The 16,731-nt window shown below is 59.3% G+C and carries 16 protein-coding genes; 5 read left to right on the top strand and 11 right to left on the bottom strand.

What is annotated here, in order from left to right; translation table 11 throughout:
- Nucleotides 1-85 precede the first annotated feature (85 nt).
- From asd to grpE, 11 genes are all read right to left on the bottom strand, one after another.
- Nucleotides 86-1,198 carry an aspartate-semialdehyde dehydrogenase gene (asd, locus tag B5M06_RS02010; protein WP_054067428.1) on the bottom strand — a complete coding sequence of 371 codons (1,113 nt, stop codon included), beginning with the start codon at nucleotides 1,196-1,198 and terminating at the stop codon, nucleotides 86-88.
- Nucleotides 1,199-1,587: 389 nt separating this feature from the next.
- A complete protein-coding gene (gene leuB / locus B5M06_RS02005) occupies nucleotides 1,588-2,667 on the bottom strand; it encodes a 3-isopropylmalate dehydrogenase (RefSeq protein ID WP_054067427.1) in 1,080 nt (359 codons plus the stop codon).
- A gap of 129 nt (nucleotides 2,668-2,796) precedes the next feature.
- On the bottom strand, nucleotides 2,797-3,453 hold the full coding sequence (leuD, locus tag B5M06_RS02000; RefSeq protein ID WP_054067426.1) for a 3-isopropylmalate dehydratase small subunit: 657 nt from the start codon (nucleotides 3,451-3,453) through the stop codon (nucleotides 2,797-2,799).
- A 27-nt stretch (nucleotides 3,454-3,480) separates the two neighbouring features.
- Nucleotides 3,481-3,606, bottom strand: a complete 126-nt coding sequence (locus B5M06_RS01995; RefSeq protein ID WP_054067425.1) for an entericidin A/B family lipoprotein — start codon at nucleotides 3,604-3,606, stop codon at nucleotides 3,481-3,483.
- A 35-nt stretch (nucleotides 3,607-3,641) separates the two neighbouring features.
- Nucleotides 3,642-5,063, bottom strand: a complete 1,422-nt coding sequence (gene leuC, locus B5M06_RS01990) for a 3-isopropylmalate dehydratase large subunit (protein ID WP_054067424.1) — start codon at nucleotides 5,061-5,063, stop codon at nucleotides 3,642-3,644.
- Nucleotides 5,064-5,108: 45 nt separating this feature from the next.
- Nucleotides 5,109-6,050 (bottom strand): LysR family transcriptional regulator, encoded by a 942-nt coding sequence (locus tag B5M06_RS01985; RefSeq protein ID WP_054067429.1) that lies wholly within the window; start codon nucleotides 6,048-6,050, stop codon nucleotides 5,109-5,111.
- A gap of 290 nt (nucleotides 6,051-6,340) precedes the next feature.
- Nucleotides 6,341-8,500 carry a TonB-dependent receptor family protein gene (locus tag B5M06_RS01980; RefSeq protein WP_054067423.1) on the bottom strand — a complete coding sequence of 720 codons (2,160 nt, stop codon included), beginning with the start codon at nucleotides 8,498-8,500 and terminating at the stop codon, nucleotides 6,341-6,343.
- Between the two features lie 188 nt (nucleotides 8,501-8,688).
- A complete protein-coding gene (locus B5M06_RS01975) occupies nucleotides 8,689-9,237 on the bottom strand; it encodes a PQQ-binding-like beta-propeller repeat protein (protein WP_054067422.1) in 549 nt (182 codons plus the stop codon).
- Nucleotides 9,238-9,578: 341 nt separating this feature from the next.
- The gene (gene dnaJ / locus B5M06_RS01970) at nucleotides 9,579-10,703 is read right to left on the bottom strand and encodes a molecular chaperone DnaJ (RefSeq protein ID WP_054066809.1); all 1,125 of its coding nucleotides are present in this window, start codon (nucleotides 10,701-10,703) and stop codon (nucleotides 9,579-9,581) included.
- A 98-nt stretch (nucleotides 10,704-10,801) separates the two neighbouring features.
- Complete coding sequence (dnaK, locus tag B5M06_RS01965) at nucleotides 10,802-12,742, bottom strand: molecular chaperone DnaK (RefSeq protein ID WP_054066808.1); 1,941 nt, start codon at nucleotides 12,740-12,742, stop codon at nucleotides 10,802-10,804.
- 106 nt (nucleotides 12,743-12,848) lie between these two features.
- Complete coding sequence (grpE, locus tag B5M06_RS01960) at nucleotides 12,849-13,406, bottom strand: nucleotide exchange factor GrpE (protein ID WP_054066807.1); 558 nt, start codon at nucleotides 13,404-13,406, stop codon at nucleotides 12,849-12,851.
- A 197-nt stretch (nucleotides 13,407-13,603) separates the two neighbouring features.
- Here grpE and rpsF point away from each other — a divergent pair, with 197 nt between their 5' ends.
- The 5 genes from rpsF to dnaB all read left to right on the top strand — a co-directional run bounded on the left by rpsF (nucleotide 13,604) and on the right by dnaB (nucleotide 16,708).
- Complete coding sequence (gene rpsF / locus B5M06_RS01955) at nucleotides 13,604-13,966, top strand: 30S ribosomal protein S6 (protein WP_054066806.1); 363 nt, start codon at nucleotides 13,604-13,606, stop codon at nucleotides 13,964-13,966.
- A 21-nt stretch (nucleotides 13,967-13,987) separates the two neighbouring features.
- Complete coding sequence (priB, locus tag B5M06_RS01950) at nucleotides 13,988-14,278, top strand: primosomal replication protein N (RefSeq protein ID WP_054066805.1); 291 nt, start codon at nucleotides 13,988-13,990, stop codon at nucleotides 14,276-14,278.
- Nucleotides 14,279-14,296: 18 nt separating this feature from the next.
- Entirely contained in the window at nucleotides 14,297-14,578 is a 282-nt protein-coding gene (gene rpsR / locus B5M06_RS01945; protein ID WP_042411225.1) for a 30S ribosomal protein S18, read from the top strand.
- 12 nt (nucleotides 14,579-14,590) lie between these two features.
- Nucleotides 14,591-15,040 carry a 50S ribosomal protein L9 gene (gene rplI, locus B5M06_RS01940; RefSeq protein WP_054066804.1) on the top strand — a complete coding sequence of 150 codons (450 nt, stop codon included), beginning with the start codon at nucleotides 14,591-14,593 and terminating at the stop codon, nucleotides 15,038-15,040.
- 240 nt (nucleotides 15,041-15,280) lie between these two features.
- Nucleotides 15,281-16,708 carry a replicative DNA helicase gene (gene dnaB / locus B5M06_RS01935; protein WP_054066803.1) on the top strand — a complete coding sequence of 476 codons (1,428 nt, stop codon included), beginning with the start codon at nucleotides 15,281-15,283 and terminating at the stop codon, nucleotides 16,706-16,708.
- Nucleotides 16,709-16,731: the final 23 nt, after the last annotated feature.

Genomic DNA, 16,731 nt, shown 5'->3' with positions numbered 1-16,731 from the left:
TGTTGTCTGGCGGAGACATTCTGCCGGAAGACGGGCACGAAAAAAGGAAGCCGAAGCTTCCTTTGCAGTGCAGGCAGGGGCTTGATTACTTGGCCAGCAGAATGCGCAGCATGCGGCGCAGGGGCTCGGCAGCACCCCACAGCAGCTGGTCGCCGATCACGAAGGCCGACAGGTATTCGCCGCCCATGTTCAGCTTGCGCACGCGGCCCACAGCCACTTCCAGGCCGCCGGTGGTGGCCGCTGGGGTCAATTCCTTGACGGTCTCAGCACGGTCGTTGGCCACGAACTTGACCCAGGGGTTGCCGCCCTTGATCAGTGCTTCGATTTCTTCCAGTGGCAAGTCCTTCTTCAGCTTTAAAGTCAAAGCCAAAGAGTGGCAGCGCATGGCGCCGATGCGCACGCACAGGCCGTCGACAGGGATGGTGGCTTCGGTGCCGAGGATCTTGTTGACTTCGGCCTGGCCCTTCCACTCTTCCTTGGACTGGCCGTTGGGCAGCTGCACGTCGATCCATGGGATCAGGCCGCCAGCCAGCGGTGCGCCGAAGAATTCGGTGGGCACATCTTCGCGGATGGTCTGGGCGACCTTGCGGTCGATATCCAGAATGGCGGAAGCGGGGGTGGCCAGCTGGTCCGCCACGGCAGCGTGGATCACGCCCATGCCCTTGAGCAGTTCGCGCATGTGGTTGGCACCGCCACCCGATGCGGCTTGGTAAGTCATGGAAGACACCCACTCCACCAGACCCGCCTTGAACAGGCCGCCCAGGCCCATCAGCAGGATGGAGTTGGTGCAGTTGCCGCCAATCCAGTTCTTGCCGCCTGCGGCCAGTTTCTTCTGGATCAGATCGTCGTTGACGGGGTCCAGCACGATGACGGCATCTTCTTCCATGCGCAGGGAAGATGCAGCGTCAATCCAATGGCCTTGCCAGCCCGCCGCGCGGATCTTGGGGAAGACTTCCTTGGTGTAGTCGCCACCCTGGCAGGTGATGATGATGTCGCACTTGGACAGCTCGGCGATGTCGTTGGCGTCCTTCAGTTCAGTGTGTGCCTTGGCCATGGCTGGGGCCTTGCCGCCAGCGTTGGAGGTGGAGAAGAACACGGGCTCGATCAGGTCAAAGTCGCCCTCGGCCTGCATGCGGTCCATCAGAACGGAGCCGACCATGCCGCGCCAGCCCACCAAACCTACCAATTGCTTGCTCATTGTTGAAACGCCCTTAAGAGAGATGTTGCAAAAACAGATGTGAAGAAGTGCTCAATCTGGCTTTCTGCACCCGGCTCGTCTGGCCGGTACAAGGGCGCACGACGAACCGGGCTGGGTCAGCCTTTAATCGTCGTAATGGTTGTCGCGCGCACGGCCACATCTGCCAGCAAGGCTTGGATGTGAGAGGCAGTGGGGGAGTGTGCGGCAAACATTGTGCGAGGATTGTAGCTTAACTAATGCGGCTTTAGAGAATCTAATTCCCTCCCGCCGTGGGAGTGATTGCTGGCATTGTGACCGTAAACCGTACGCACAAGGCCTGAAATTTGCTGAGCAGGCTTTAGCTGCATCCAAAAAGCCGCGTGACTGCATGGGCCACGCGGCTGTTCGTTTTAGACCGCTGCCAGCGCGGCGACGACGGCATCACCCATTTCGCTGGTGGAGACCTTGGTCGTGCCTTCGCTGTAGATGTCGGCAGTGCGCAGGCCATCGGCCAGCACCTTCTGCACCGCAGCTTCGATCTTCTGGGCTGCAGCTTCCTGGTTCAGAGAGAAGCGCAGCATCATCGCGGCCGACAGGATGGTGGCCAGCGGGTTGGCAATGCCCTTGCCAGCGATGTCGGGGGCCGAGCCGTGGCTGGGTTCGTACAGGCCCTGGCCCTTGGAGTTCAGCGAAGCCGAAGGCAGCATGCCGATGGAGCCTGTGAGCATGGACGCTTCGTCGCTCAGGATGTCGCCAAACATATTGCCGGTGACGACCACGTCAAAGCGCTTGGGTTCCTTGACCAGCTGCATGGCGGCGTTGTCCACGTACATGTGGTCCAGTGCGACGTCTGGGTACTGCTTGCCGACTTCGGTGACGATGTCTTTCCAGAACTGGAAGGTTTCCAGCACGTTGGCCTTGTCCACGCTGGTCACGCGCTTGCTGCGCTTTTGCGCGGCCTGGAAGGCCACGTGGGCGATGCGCTCGATCTCGGGGCGCGAGTAGCGCATGGTGTCAAACGCTTCCTCGGTGCCGGGGAAGTGGCCGTCTTCGGCCGTGCGGCGGCCGCGGGGCTGGCCGAAGTAGATGTCGCCCGTCAGCTCACGGATGATGAGGATGTCCAGGCCGGCGACCAGCTCGGGCTTGAGGCTGGAAGCGTGGGTCAGTTCCTTGTAGCAGATGGCAGGGCGGAAGTTGGCGAACAGGCCCATGGCCTTGCGCAGGCCCAGAATGGCTTGCTCGGGGCGCAGGCGGCGCTCCAGCGTGTCGTACTTCCAGTCGCCCACGGCGCCGAACAGCACGGCGTCCGATTCCATGGCCAGCTTCAGCGTGGCTTCAGGCAGGGGGTGGCCCGCAGCTTCGTAGGCGGCACCGCCCACAGGTGCGGTTTCCATCTCCAGGTTCAGATCCAGTGCGTTGAGCACTTTCACGGCTTCAGCGACGATTTCCGGGCCAATGCCATCACCGGGCAGGACTGCAATCTTTGTCATGGTGTTTCCTCAACTTTGATAGCTGCTAGCGCTTGGTATTGCTTGTTTTCAGATAGTTTTCTATTGGAAAACCTTGCAGATCAAGCGCAAGCAGCTCTTTTATTTATAGATTTATAGATGTGGCGAGGCTTAGCCCTGCACCAGGGTGTGGGCCAGCCAGGGCTTCTGGGCCAGACGTTCGGCTTCGAAGGCCTTGATCTTGTCGGCGTGGCGCAGGGTCAGGCCGATATCGTCAAAGCCGTTGAGCAGGCAGTACTTGCGGAAAGGAATGACGTCGAAGGGGATCTCTTCACCCTGGGGGCGCACGATGACCTGGCGCTCTAAGTCAATGGTCAGCTCGTAGCCGGGAAAGGCCGCTACTTCGTGGAACAGCAGGTCAATCGTGGCCTCGGGCAGCACGATGGGCAGCAGGCCGTTCTTGAAGCAGTTGTTGAAGAAGATGTCGGCAAAGCTGGGGGCCAGAATGGCGCGGAAGCCGTACTGGTCCAGCGCCCAGGGGGCGTGCTCGCGGCTGGAGCCGCAGCCAAAGTTCTTGCGCGCAATCAGGATACTCGCACCTTTGTAGCGGGGCTGGTTCAGCACAAAGTCGGGGTTGGGCTTGCGCTGAGATTCAGGCACGCCGGGCTGGCCGGGCTGGTCCAGGTAGCGCCATTCATCAAAAGCATTCACGCCAAAGCCGGTCTTTTTGATCGACTTGAGGAACTGCTTGGGAATGATGGCATCGGTGTCGACGTTCTCGCGGTCCATGGGGGCTACCAGGCCCTTGTGCACGGTGAATTTCTGCATGGCTTGTTCTTCAGTGTTCAGTAGCGTTCAACGGGCTGCACGCTCAATGGCGTTGCCGGCTTTCTGGATGTCCTGGCCCAGCCCCTGCACGGTGTTGCAGGCGGCCAGGGTGAAGGCCAGTCCAAGGAGCAAAATGGTGAAAGAGGGCTTCATGGCAAAGTTCTCTCGCAGTCCGTGTGGCACAAGGGTTAGGCGAATTTGCGGATGTCCACGAAGTGGCCGTGGATGGCGGCAGCCGCAGCCATCGCGGGGCTGACCAGGTGGGTGCGGCCACCCGCGCCCTGACGGCCTTCGAAGTTGCGGTTGGACGTGGAGGCGCAGCGCTCGCCGGGCTCCAGACGGTCGGCATTCATGGCCAGGCACATGGAGCAGCCTGGTTCACGCCATTCAAAACCAGCGGCCTTGAAGATCTGGTCCAGACCTTCACGCTCGGCTTGCTCCTTGACCAGGCCAGAGCCGGGAACCACCATGGCGAGCTTCACGTTCTTCGCGACCTTCTGGCCCAGTTTTTTCACCACAGCTGCGGCTTCGCGCATGTCTTCGATGCGGCTGTTGGTGCACGAGCCGATGAACACCTTGTCCACGCAGATGTCGCTCAGCGGCTTGCCGGGCTCCAGCGCCATATAGGTCAGCGCGCGCTCGATGGCGTTGCGCTTGTTGGGGTCTTGTTCCTTGTCAGGATCGGGCACGCTGGCGTCCACGCCCAGCACCATCTCGGGCGATGTGCCCCAGGTCACCTGCGGCACGATCTCGGCGGCGTTCAGCTCCACCACGTGGTCGAACTGGGCGTCTGCGTCGGAGTGCAGCGTCTTCCAGTAGGCCACGGCAGCATCCCACTCCGCGCCTGTAGGTGCCAGCGGGCGGCCCTTGATGTATTCAATGGTCTTGTCGTCCACGGCCACCAGACCGGCGCGGGCACCGGCTTCGATCGCCATGTTGCACACGGTCATGCGGCCTTCCATGGACAGATCGCGGATGGCTTCACCGGCGAACTCGATGGTGTAGCCCGTGCCACCTGCGGTGCCAATCTTGCCGATGATGGCCAGCACGATGTCCTTGGCGGTGATGCCGGGAGCCACCTTGCCGTTGACCTTGACCAGCATGTTCTTGGCCTTTTTGGCCAGCAGGGTCTGCGTGGCCATGACGTGCTCGACTTCCGAGGTGCCAATGCCGTGTGCCAGTGCGCCAAAGGCGCCATGGGTGGAAGTGTGGCTGTCGCCGCAAACCACGGTCATGCCGGGCAGGGTGGCGCCCTGCTCAGGGCCCATCACGTGCACAATGCCCTGGCCCTTGCTCATGAAGGGGAAGAAAGCGGCAGCGCCAAACTCGGCAATATTGGTATTCAGCGTGGTGATCTGTTCCTTGCTGATGGGGTCGGCAATGCCCTCATAGCCCAGTTCCCAGCCATTGGTGGGCGTGTTGTGGTCGGCCGTTGCCACCACGGAGCTGATGCGCCACAGCTTGCGACCTGCCAGACGCAGCCCTTCAAAAGCCTGGGGGCTGGTGACTTCGTGCACCAGATGGCGGTCGATGTAGAGGATGGAGGTGCCATCTTCTTCGGTGTGGATGACGTGCTCGTCAAAAATCTTGTCGTAAAGCGTGCGGCCCATATGTTGTTCTCTGCTTCGTGGGGTGGGAAGTTGTCTCGGTAAATTTTAGGCAGCCGACTTGACGGGTGGCACCCAGCCTTTGCCGAGGTGCTCCACCAGCAAACGCGATGTCACTGGCAGGGCGTCAAAGTCGCGCGCGACCAGGCTCAGCGTACGCTGGGCCCAGCTGTCGGTCAGTGGCACGCTCTTTAAGCGGCCCACGCCATGCATGAGTTCGAACGCGCGGTCGGGGATGATGCCCACGCCCAGGCCGTTGTCGATCATGCGGCACATGGCATCCAGGCTTGTGACCTGAATGCGTTGTTGCAAGGGGCGGCCAGAGCGGGCTGCCGCGCCGCGCATGGCCAGGCTGATGGAGCTGCCGCCCTGCAGGCCCACCACGTCCCATTCCAGCACTTCTTCAAACGAGATGTTTTCGCGCTTGGCCAGGGGGTGGTCCTGTGGCACGACCAGCAGCAGGCGGTCAGTGCGGTAAGGCTTGGTCTGCAGGCCATTGGTATTGGCCTGGCCCATGTTGCAGATGCCGATGTCGGCTGTGCCTTCGTGCACAGCCTGCAGCACGTCGGCCGACAGGTGCTCCTGCAGGTCAATCTTGATCTGGGGGTGGCCCTTGCTGAAGGCACCCAGGTCTTCTGGCAGGAACTGCACGATGGCCGAGATGTTGGCGTGCATACGCACATGGCCACGAATGCCGTCGGCGTACTCGGACAGCTCGCCCTGCATGCGCTCCAGTCCGTACAGCACGTTGCGAGCGTGATGCAGCAGGCTTTCACCAGCGGGGGTCAGGGTCACGCCACGGCTGTGGCGGTAGAGCAGCGCGGTATCGACGGCCGCTTCCAAATCAGACAGGCGCTTGCTGACAGCAGAGGCGGCAATGTATTCGCGCTCAGCAGCGCGGCCAATGCTGCCCAGTTCGCACACGGCGACGAACAGTTGCAAAGAGGTCAGGTCAATACGACGAGCAAAACTGCGTTCGGAATTCTTCATGGCGGGGTCAATGTTTTCAGTCTTCTCGTTTTGAGAAGTTGATGTCATTTTGCGTCATGAAAATGCGTTTGTCATCGCGCGGTGCGAAGACGATGCCAGATAAAACGCAAGTCAGGCATCGCGTTTCACGATGTCTATGCTTTTTTCTTATTAAAAAGAGAGCGGTTAGTGCATATCAAATCTGGCTTTGATAAGCATTTGTGCTTAAAAATGGCAAAAATAAAGCGCAGGCAGCTCCTGATTTAGAAGCGGCCTGCGCTGGAAGCGCGTTCAGACGGTCTGACGCTGATTTAGAAGTTGTAGCGCAGGTTTACGCCGGTAGCCCAGTTGCGGCCTTGTGCGCTTTCGTAATAGCGGCCGTTGCCATCGTTGACGATGACGGAGCCCACATAGTTGCGGTCAAACAGGTTGTCCACACGCGCAAACGCATGCAGGCGCCAGTCGCCCATATCCTTGGTGTAGCCCACGCTGGCCGAGGCAATGGTGAAGGCGGGTGCGGCTTCGCTGTTGCTGTCATTCACAAACACCTTGCTGGCGTGCTGTGCAGACAGGCCCAGCTTCCATGCAGGGGTCAGCTGGTAGCTGGTGGCCACAAACATGTTCTGCTTGGACAGGCCGGGCAGCTGATTGCCCATGGCAGCATCGCCCGAAGCCTGGCGGAATGTGGCGTCCAGATAGGTGTAGGCCGCCTGCACTTGCCACTTGGGTGTCAGGTGCATATCGGCTTGCAGCTCTACGCCCTGGCGGCGGGTCTTGCCAGCATTGCGGTAGGTGGTGCGGCCCCCGGTACCACCGGCGCTGACGATTTCATCGCTGGTCTGCGAGTGGAATACAGCAGCGCTCCACTGGCCCTTGACGCTGCCACGCAGGCGCTGGCGATAGCCCAGTTCGTACTGGGTGCTCACGCTGGGCTGCAGGTTCAGGTTCAGACCATTGATGTTGTTAGGGCTGTAGGACAGCTCGGCAAAGGTCGGCGTTTCAAAGCCACGGCCTACGCTGGCGTAGACGGTGTCATCCGGTGTGAGTGCATGGGCCAGCGAAACCACGGGCAGCGCCTTGCGGTGCGTGACCTTGCCGGAGTCGTCGGGGTTGGCTTTATCGCCTGTAATGTTGGGATTGGCGGGAGCCGTGAAATAGTCGGTCGTTTTGAATTTGACGCGGCTGTAGCGTAAACCAGTGTCCAAGGTCCATGTGGTAGCTAACTTCCAGGTGGCTTGTACATAAGGGTCGATATTGGTGATGGTGTTTTTCTCATCACGCGTCAGAGCACCTTTGATGCCCTGTGCTGTTGGGGCAGTGGCAGCACCTGTGTAGTTGCGATAGCCCTGGCGGTCTTCTTGTACATAGTCAAGAGCAAGCCCTGCACTCACAGTGACGGGCATCACCGCATTTGTGAAGTTGCCTGTCCAGCGTGCATCCAGACCTGCATAGTCGCGCGACATATCAATCACGCCGCCTGCATGACGTGCTTGTTCTTGAATGGGCTTGCCATATGAGATCAAGGGAATGGACTGGTACTGTTCCATGGAACGGTGACCGGCATAGGCCATCAGCGCGATGCTGTGCGTGCCGCTGAGGCGGCGCTCGTACGTCATGCCGACCTGGGTTTGCTCCAGCGACTTGCGGGTGTTAAAACGCTCTGCCACCACGGAAGGCTGCTTGCGGTTGGCCAGGTATTGGTCCCATGTCAGCCCCTGCGGATCCTGCGCACTGGACTTCATGGTATTGGCCACCAGGGTCCAGCGGGCATCGTCGCCAATGGCGGCAGACAGCTTCACATTGCCCACATTGCGGTCGGCAGCGCTGTGCGCACGGTAGCCATCGGTCAGAAAGCGGCTGGCGCTGACCAGATAGCTCAGGCCCTGGGCGGTTTCGCCACCGGCCTTGGCGGAAAAGCGCTTCTGGCCATTGCTGCCAAAGGCCACGCCAGCTTCCACAAAAGGCTTGCCTTCCGGTGTTTCGGTAAAGATGCTGACTACGCCGCCGGACGAGTTACCGTACAGGGCCGAGTAGGGGCCGCGCAGCACTTCAACGCGCTCAATGCTGCCAATATCGATGTGCGAGAGCGAGCCCTGGCCATCAGGCATGGTGGCAGGGATGTTGTCGACATACAGGCGCACACCACGCACGCCAAAGGTGGAGCGCGCACCATAGCCGCGGATGGAAAGCTGCAAGTCCTGTGCGTAGTTCTGGCGGTTCTTGATCTGCAGGCCGGGTACGCTGGCCAGACCTTCGGAGAGGTTGACCTGCAGCTGGTGTTCACGCATGTGCTCACCGTCCAGCACGGTGGCCGAGGTGGGCAGGGACTGCAGGCTGGCCCCATTGGTGGCGGAGCGGATTTCTACGGTGTCCAGCGTGGGTGTGGCGTCTTGGGCGAAGGCGCTCAGGCTCAAGCTGCCGAACAAAATGGCAATGGCTTGGCTCTGGGCCGAAGGGGCAAAGGAAGGCATCTGAATCAGCAGTAAAAGTGCTTGAAAAATAAGCAGTCGTAGGAAGGCGATGCTAGGGTGGTTGATGGTATTTAGGGGTTAACCCTTAAATAATCCATGATCGCGCCATTGCTTTCTGGCTGCCTGGTCGTCATCACAAAAAAAGGGAGGCCCATGGGCCTCCCTGCATGACGTAAATACCTGTGTACTTATTTCTTAGGCAGTGCAAAGGCGATCACGTAGTCACCCTTTTCTGGGGTCATGCGTGCACCGCCCGCAGAGACCACCACAAACTGGCGGCCCGACTCTGGCGAGAGGTAGGACATGGGGGTCGCCTGCGCGCCCACGGGCATGCGGTACTTCCACACTTCCTTGCCAGTCTTGTTGTCAAAGGCACGGATGTAACGGTCCATGGAGCCTGCAAAGAAGGTCAGGCCACCGGCTGTGGTGATGGGGCCGGACAGCGAAGGCATGCCCACGGGGATGGTGGCATCCACGGTCACACCAGCCATTTGCGAGCCAGCCACGGTGCCCAGAGGCACTTGCCAGGCGATGCTCTTGGTGTTCATGTCAATCGCGGTCAGATTGCCCCACGAAGGCTGGTGGCAAGGCAGGCCCAGGAAGGAATTGAACGCACCACGGATCGACTGGAAGGGGGTGCCTTCCTGGACGTGGGTGGCCCATGCCGACTTGTGCATGCCGTCTTCTGCCTTGAGCTTGGTCAGGATGTCAGCTGCCTGGTCTTGTGGTGCCAGCAAGCCGAGCCTTACTCGCCTACAACTTGGTGCGACTGGAAATGGCTGAAATAGCAAAAGAAAGCCGGTTGCATCCAACCGAATTGAGCTTTGTTGCTGCCATGGACTATCTGCAGCTCGAATGGATCACGCTAGCAAGTTGCCCCAGCCCTGGGAACTTGCCTGCGCTGCTGCAGCGTATGCGCATAAGGCTCAGCGAGAGGTTGTTGCCCAAACAACGACGGGGGCGAACATGCCCCCGTGTGGTCAAAAAAAGTGCCTTCACGCTATCCCGTCAGGCAGGTCAGAAAACCTTAAGTGAACGGCATTACCGCCAGGGCGGGGTTTGCAGTGAGGTTGTGGCTTTAGCTAAAGAAACGCTTGAGCTTGTCTGTCCAGCTGTCTGCGCTGGGCGAGTGCTTGCTGCCACCCTTTTTCAGAGATTCTTCCAGCTCGCGCAGCAGCTTGCGCTGGTACTCGGTCAGCTTCACGGGCGTTTCCACCACGATGTGGCAGTACAGGTCACCGGGGTAGCTGGAGCGCACCCCCTTGATGCCCTTGCCACGCAGGCGGAACTGCTTGCCAGCCTGGGTGCCTTCGGGGATGTCAATCGCCACCTTGCCTTGCAGGGTCGGCACCTCAATCTCACCGCCCAGCGCTGCCGTGATAAAGCTCACGGGCACCTGGCAGTGCAAGTCATCGCCGTCGCGCTCAAAGATGTCGTGTTCCTTGACGCGAATTTCGATGTACAGGTCGCCGGGAGGACCGCCGTTGACGCCGGGCTCGCCATTGCCGCTGGAGCGGATGCGCATGCCATCGTCGATACCCGCGGGAATCTTGACCTCCAGCGTCTTCTGGCGCTTGATCTTGCCTTGGCCGCTGCAGCTTGGGCATGGCTCGGGAATGATCTTGCCCGTGCCACGGCAGTGGGGGCAGGTCTGCTGCACGCTGAAGAAACCCTGGCGCATCTGCACCGAGCCCTGACCACCGCAAGTGGTACAGGTCTTGGGGCTGGTGCCGGGCTTGGCGCCGCTGCCATGGCAGGTGTCGCAGCTGTCCCAGCTGGGGATGCGGATCTGGGCATCCTTGCCCTTGGCCGCTTCCTCCAGGGTGATTTCCATGGTGTAGCTCAGATCATTGCCGCGATAGACCTGGCGACCGCCGCGTGCGCGTGCGCCGCCGAACATATCGCCAAAGATGTCGCCAAAAGCTTCGGCGAAACCGCCGGCACCAAAGCCGCCGCCCATGCCACTGTTGGAGTCTACGCCGGCATGGCCGTACTGGTCATAGGCTGCGCGCTTCTGACCGTCCGAGAGCATCTCGTAGGCCTCTTTGACCTCCTTGAACTTCTCTTCGGCTTCCTTGGCTTTTTCACCCTGATTGCGGTCAGGGTGGTACTTCATGGCCAGCTTGCGGTAGGCCTTCTTGATTTCATCGTCCGAGGCCGTCTTGGAGACGCCCAGAACTTCGTAATAGTCGCGTTTGGACATGTGATGTGCAGCCGGTTAAAACAGGAACGCCGCGCAAGTCGCCCCAGTTGAGGCGGCAGCGCGGCGGCAAGCGGTCAGGAATGCCGCTCTGCGTCCAATTACTTCTTCACTTCCTTGACTTCAGCGTCAACGATATCGTCGTCGCCGGTGCCAGCGGGCTTGGCCTGTGCAGCTTCTGCACCAGCTTCGGCAGCGCCGCCTGCAGCTGCCGCAGCCTGGGCTTCGGCGTAGACCTTCTCGCCCAGCTTCTGGCTGGCAGTCATCAGGGCAGTGGTCTTGGCCTCGATGGCGTCCTTGTCGGAACCATTCAGGGCTTCTTCCAGATCCTTGATGGCAGCTTCAATCGCTTCCTTCTCGGCAGCTTCCAGCTTGTCGCCGTGCTCGCCCAGGCTCTTCTTGACGCTGTGGACAGCGGCTTCGCCCTGGTTCTTGGCCTGCACCAGCTCCAGCTTCTTCTTGTCTTCGGCGGCGTTCAGTTCCGCGTCCTTGACCATCTGCTGGATTTCTTCTTCCGACAGACCGGAGTTGGCCTTGATGGTGATCTTGTTTTCCTTGCCAGTGCCCTTGTCCTTGGCGGACACGTTCAGGATACCGTTGGCGTCGATGTCAAAAGTCACCTCAATCTGGGGCGTGCCGCGAGGAGCGGAAGGAATGCCTTCCAGGTTGAATTCACCCAGCAGCTTGTTGCCCGAAGCCATCTCACGCTCGCCCTGGTAGACCTTGATGGTCACTGCAGGCTGGTTGTCCTCAGCGGTTGAGAAAGTCTGCGAGAACTTGGTGGGAATGGTCGTGTTCTTGGTGATCATCTTGGTCATGACGCCGCCCAGGGTTTCGATACCCAGAGACAGAGGGGTCACGTCCAGCAGCAGCACGTCGGAACGCTCACCACCCAGCACCTGGCCTTGCACGGCAGCACCCACGGCCACGGCTTCGTCAGGGTTCACGTCCTTGCGGGGATCCTTGCCGAAGAATTCCTTGACCTTTTCCTGCACTTTGGGCATGCGGCTCATACCACCGACCAGGATCACGTCCTGAATGTCAGACACAGAGATACCTGCGTCCTTGATGGCAGTGCGGCAGGGAGCGATGGTGCGCTCGATCAGGTCTTCCACCAGCGATTCCAGCTTGGCGCGGGTCAGCTTCAGGTTCAGGTGCTTGGGACCGGAGGCGTCAGCCGTGATGTAGGGCAGGTTGATGTCGGTCTGTGTGGAGTTCGACAGCTCGATCTTGGCCTTTTCAGCAGCTTCCTTCAGGCGTTGCAGCGCCAGCACGTCCTTGGTCAGGTCTACGCCTTGCTCTTTCTTGAACTCGGCAATGATGTAGTCAATGATGCGCTGGTCAAAGTCTTCGCCGCCCAGGAAGGTGTCGCCGTTGGTCGACAGCACTTCGAACTGCTTTTCGCCGTCCACGTCAGCGATTTCGATGATGGACACGTCGAACGTACCGCCACCCAGGTCATACACGGCAATCTTGCGGTCGCCCTTGCCAGCCTTGTCCAGGCCGAAGGCCAGTGCAGCAGCAGTAGGCTCGTTGATGATGCGCTTGACTTCCAGACCTGCGATGCGGCCGGCGTCCTTGGTCGCCTGACGCTGTGCGTCGTTGAAGTAGGCAGGCACGGTGATCACGGCTTCGGTCACGGGCTCGCCCAGGAAGTCCTCAGCGGTCTTCTTCATCTTGCGCAGCACTTCTGCGGAGATCTGGGGAGGTGCCAGCTTCTGGCCGCGCACTTCCACCCAGGCGTCGCCGTTGTCAGCCTTGGTGATGGTGAAGGGCATCAGGTCGATGTCCTTTTGCACTTCCTTTTCGTCGAACTTGCGGCCAATCAGACGCTTGGCGGCAAAGATGGTGTTCTTGGGGTTGGTGACAGCTTGGCGCTTGGCAGATGCACCCACCAGAATCTCACCGTCTTCCAGGTAAGCAACGATCGAAGGCGTGGTGCGCGCACCTTCGCTGTTTTCGATCACGCGGGTGTTGTTGCCTTCCATCACAGCCACGCAGCTGTTGGTGGTGCCCAGGTCAATACCGATAATTTTTCCCATTTGAATGCTCCGAATTCTGAAATTTGTTGGTCGATTGGCTTGTAACTAAGGGTTGTGCCGGAGGTTTCAAGTCAATCGATGAAATTTTTTTGTGGCTGCTATGCGCTTACTTAGGGGCTGCCACGGTCACCAGGGCAGGGCGCAGCACACGGTCTGCAATCAGGTAGCCCTTTTGCAGCACGGTCACGATGGTGTTGGCTTCCTGCTCGGCAGGCACCACGGAGATGGCCTGGTGCTGGTGGGGGTCAAACTTGCTGGCAGGGGCGGGGTTGATCACCACCACCTTGTTGCGCTCCAGGGCCTGCTGCAGTTGGCGCAGTGTGGCTTCAGAGCCTTCGCGCAGTTGTTCGGCGGTAGCGTTCTGGATGGCCAGTGCAGCGTCCAGGCTGTCGCACACGGGCAGCAGGCTTTCTGCAAAGCTTTCGATGCCAAACTTGCGGGCCTTGGCCACTTCTTCGTCTGCGCGGCGGCGCATGTTTTCTGTTTCGGCCTTGGCGCGCAGGTACTGGTCGGCCATTTCACCGTTCTTGGCCTTGAGCTCACTCAGCTCGGCCTGCAGGCGGGAGATTTCGTCTGCCACATTGGCGGCCATTGCGGCTTCCATCTCTTCAGCGGAAGCATCGGAAGGCGCGGCATTTTGTGTAGTGTGTTGTTGTTCGGTCATGTGGATAGCGTCTCTAAAGAGTGAAACCTGAAAAGTCAGGTGGGGATGCCTGAAAGCTTTTCAAGGTCTTGGACACACTGAGGATATTCAAAGCCCCTCGGAGTGTACAAGCCTGCTGGGAATGCCTATAATTGCCCGTTTTACCTTGCCCCACCGCTACAGACGCAGTGGGGGGCTTAACCCAAAAGGGAGTTTTCATGCGTCATTACGAAATCATTTTGTTGATCCATCCGGATCAAAGCGAGCAAGTTCCAGCCATGCTGGAGCGTTACAAGGGCATGATTGTCGCTGGTGGCGGCAAGGTGCACCGCGAAGAAGACTGGGGCCGTCGTCAGCTGGCTTACATGATCAACAAGCTCGCCAAGGCTCACTACATCTGCTTGAACATCGAAGCCGACCAGGCTGTGATGGCTGAGCTGGAGCACGCATTCAAGTTCAACGATGCTGTGCTGCGTCACCTGACAGTTCAGAAGAAGAAGGCTGAAACAGCTGCTTCTTCCATGATGAAGACTGTCGAGCGTGAAGAAGCTCGCAAGGCTAACCAAGCCGCTGAAGCCTAATTCCTAGACTTCGCTTGGAGAGTGGAAAACCACGTTGTCCTGACGGCCTGTATTGATGAGCTGCAAAGCCTGCGATACACGCCCGCTGGATTGCCTGCTCTGGATTTGCGCCTGGTGCACGAATCCTCTCAAGTAGAAGCAGGCAGCCCGCGCAAGGTCTCGGCAGCTGTGAAGGCGGTGGCATTTGGCGCACTGGCTGAGCGACTTGCTCGTCAGGCGCCGGGAAGTATCTGGACTTTTCAGGGCTTTCTTGCCACGCCGCGCAACAGCAAAACCGTGGTGCTGCATATCCAGGATGTTCAACAAAATTAATTTTCAAGAGGTCCAGTAATGGCCACGTTCAAGAAATTCAACAAAGACAAGCGCCCAAAGCGCAACACCCAGTCGCTGCTGTTCAAGCGCAAGCGCTTCTGCCGCTTCACCGTGGCAGGTGTTGAAGAGATCGATTACAAGGATGTAGACACCCTGCGTGACTTCATCGCCGAAAACGGCAAGATCATCCCCGCACGCCTGACAGGCACTCGCGCCATCTACCAGCGTCAGCTGAACACAGCCATCAAGCGCGCTCGCTTCCTGGCTCTGCTGCCCTACACCGACCAGCACAAGATCTAAGGAGTCGCAACCATGCAAATCATTCTGCTCGAAAAGGTTGTGAACCTGGGTAACCTGGGCGATATCGTCAAGGTGAAGGACGGCTACGCTCGCAACTTCCTGATCCCCTCTGGCAAGGCTCGCCGTGCTACCGAAGCAGCTAAGGCTGAATTCGAAGCCAAGCGTGCTGAACTGGAAAAGGCTGCTGCTCAGAAGCTGGCTGCTGCACAAGCTGAAGGCGAAAAGCTGAACGGTTTCACCGTGAAGCTGTCGCAAAAGGCTGGCGTGGACGGCCGTCTGTTCGGTTCCGTGACCAACTACGACATCGCCGACGCTCTGACAGCCCAAGGCTTCAACGTGCACAAGGCGCAAGTGCGTATGCCTAACGGTCCTATCAAGACTGTTTCTGCTTCCACCGTGGAAGTGGCGCTGCACACTGACGTGGTAGTGGAAGTGAACGTGGAAGTGACAGGCGAAGCCTAATCACTGCTGCGGAAATTTTTCCCTGCACTGCAAAAGCCGCCTTCGGGCGGCTTTTGTGTTTTATGCGTTCTTATGCATAAAAATGCCTGCCAGCGCTTGCTGTGTCTGTGCTGGCAGCTTCTGTTTTGAAAGCATGTTTGGCACTAAGCCGTGCGTGCATGTCTGTGTTTGGCAAGGTTGGAGTGACGTCTGTATGCGCTGGCGTTACGATCTCAGGCTTGTCTTTTTGTGGGTGGATCGATGTCCTCTGTAATGCCTCCGTTGGAAGATGATGTGTTTGGCACACCTGCGCCTGAAGCTGATGACCAGCAGGTGGCCAAGCTGCGCCTGCCGCAGTACTCCATGGAATCCGAATCCAGTGTGCTGGGTGGCTTGCTGCTGGATAACTCGGCCTGGGACCGCGTGGGGGACTTGCTCACCGAGCGCGATTTCTACCGCCACGAGCACCAGCTGATCTACGCAGCCATTGGCAAGCTGATCAATGAAAGCAAGCCAGCTGACGTGATTACGGTGTTCGAGCACCTGCAGGGCATGGGCAAGGCCGAGGAGGTGGGGGGGATTCTCTACCTCAACCAGCTGGCCCAGTATGTGCCCAGTGCCACGAACATCCGCCGCTATGCGGAAATCGTGCGCGAGAAGGGCATCTTGCGCAAGCTGCTCACGGTGAGTGACGAGATTGCTACCAATGCACTCAACCCCCAGGGCAAGCCGGTAGAGCGCATTCTGGATGAAGCCGAGCAGAAGATCTTTGCCATTGGCGAAGAAGGCTCACGCATGAAGCAGGGCTTCCAGAGCATGGAAACCCTGGTGGGTGATCTGCTGGACCGCGTGCAGGAAATGGCAGACAACCCGGTCGATGTGACCGGTATTCCCACCGGTTTTGCGGATCTGGACCGCATGACCAGCGGCCTGCAGGCTGGTGACCTGGTGATTCTGGCGGCCCGCCCTTCCATGGGTAAGACCTCGTTTGCGGTGAATATTGCCGAGCACGTGGCGCTCAACGAAGGTCTGCCAGTGGCCATCTTCTCCATGGAAATGGGTGCCGCCCAACTGGCGGTGCGTATCGTGGGTTCAATTGGCCGTGTGAACCAGGGTCACCTGCGTACCGGCAAGCTCGAGCCCGATGAATGGGCGCGCCTGACCGAAGCGGTGGAAAAGCTCAGCCAGATCTCGCTGCACATTGACGAAACGCCGGGTCTGACGCCTTCGGAGCTGCGTGCCAACGCACGTCGTCTGGCGCGTACCTGCGGCAAGCTGGGTCTGATCGTGGTCGACTATTTGCAGCTGATGAGTGGCTCCAGCGGCGGTGGTGGTGACAATCGTGCGACCGAGCTGGGTGAAATCTCGCGAGGCCTGAAGATGCTGGCCAAGGAGCTGCAGTGTCCGGTGATTGCGCTGTCGCAGCTCAACCGCTCGGTGGAGCAGCGCACCGACAAGCGTCCCATGATGTCTGACCTGCGTGAATCCGGCGCTATCGAGCAGGACGCGGACATCATCATGTTCATCTACCGCGACGACTACTACAACAAGGACTCCAAGGAGCCCAATATTGCGGAAGTCATTATCGGCAAGCAGCGTAACGGCCCGACAGGCACCGTGAAGCTGTACTTCCAGAAGAACCAGACGCGCTTTGAAAATCTGGCCATGGGGGCGGGTGACGACTACTGAGAGCCTGTAGCCGATGCCGTCCA

Source organism: Comamonas kerstersii, assembly GCF_002056725.1.
Classification (GTDB): domain Bacteria; phylum Pseudomonadota; class Gammaproteobacteria; order Burkholderiales; family Burkholderiaceae_C; genus Comamonas; species Comamonas kerstersii.
Note: the sequence above shows the minus strand (reverse complement) of the source record. Positions and strands in the feature narration are given on the sequence as shown.

Bases quoted from the DNA above. Each gene is read 5' to 3' on its own strand.
- asd (WP_054067428.1), bottom strand. From the start codon at position 1,198: ATGAGCAAGCAATTGGTAGGTTTGGTGGGCTGGCGCGGCATGGTCGGC.
- leuB (WP_054067427.1), bottom strand. From the start codon at position 2,667: ATGACAAAGATTGCAGTCCTGCCCGGTGATGGCATTGGCCCGGAAATC.
- leuD (WP_054067426.1), bottom strand. From the start codon at position 3,453: ATGCAGAAATTCACCGTGCACAAGGGCCTGGTAGCCCCCATGGACCGC.
- B5M06_RS01995 (WP_054067425.1), bottom strand. From the start codon at position 3,606: ATGAAGCCCTCTTTCACCATTTTGCTCCTTGGACTGGCCTTCACCCTG.
- leuC (WP_054067424.1), bottom strand. From the start codon at position 5,063: ATGGGCCGCACGCTTTACGACAAGATTTTTGACGAGCACGTCATCCAC.
- B5M06_RS01985 (WP_054067429.1), bottom strand. From the start codon at position 6,050: ATGAAGAATTCCGAACGCAGTTTTGCTCGTCGTATTGACCTGACCTCT.
- B5M06_RS01980 (WP_054067423.1), bottom strand. From the start codon at position 8,500: ATGCCTTCCTTTGCCCCTTCGGCCCAGAGCCAAGCCATTGCCATTTTG.
- dnaJ (WP_054066809.1), bottom strand. From the start codon at position 10,703: ATGTCCAAACGCGACTATTACGAAGTTCTGGGCGTCTCCAAGACGGCC.
- dnaK (WP_054066808.1), bottom strand. From the start codon at position 12,742: ATGGGAAAAATTATCGGTATTGACCTGGGCACCACCAACAGCTGCGTG.
- grpE (WP_054066807.1), bottom strand. From the start codon at position 13,406: ATGACCGAACAACAACACACTACACAAAATGCCGCGCCTTCCGATGCT.
- rpsF (WP_054066806.1), top strand. From the start codon at position 13,604: ATGCGTCATTACGAAATCATTTTGTTGATCCATCCGGATCAAAGCGAG.
- rpsR (WP_042411225.1), top strand. From the start codon at position 14,297: ATGGCCACGTTCAAGAAATTCAACAAAGACAAGCGCCCAAAGCGCAAC.
- rplI (WP_054066804.1), top strand. From the start codon at position 14,591: ATGCAAATCATTCTGCTCGAAAAGGTTGTGAACCTGGGTAACCTGGGC.
- dnaB (WP_054066803.1), top strand. From the start codon at position 15,281: ATGTCCTCTGTAATGCCTCCGTTGGAAGATGATGTGTTTGGCACACCT.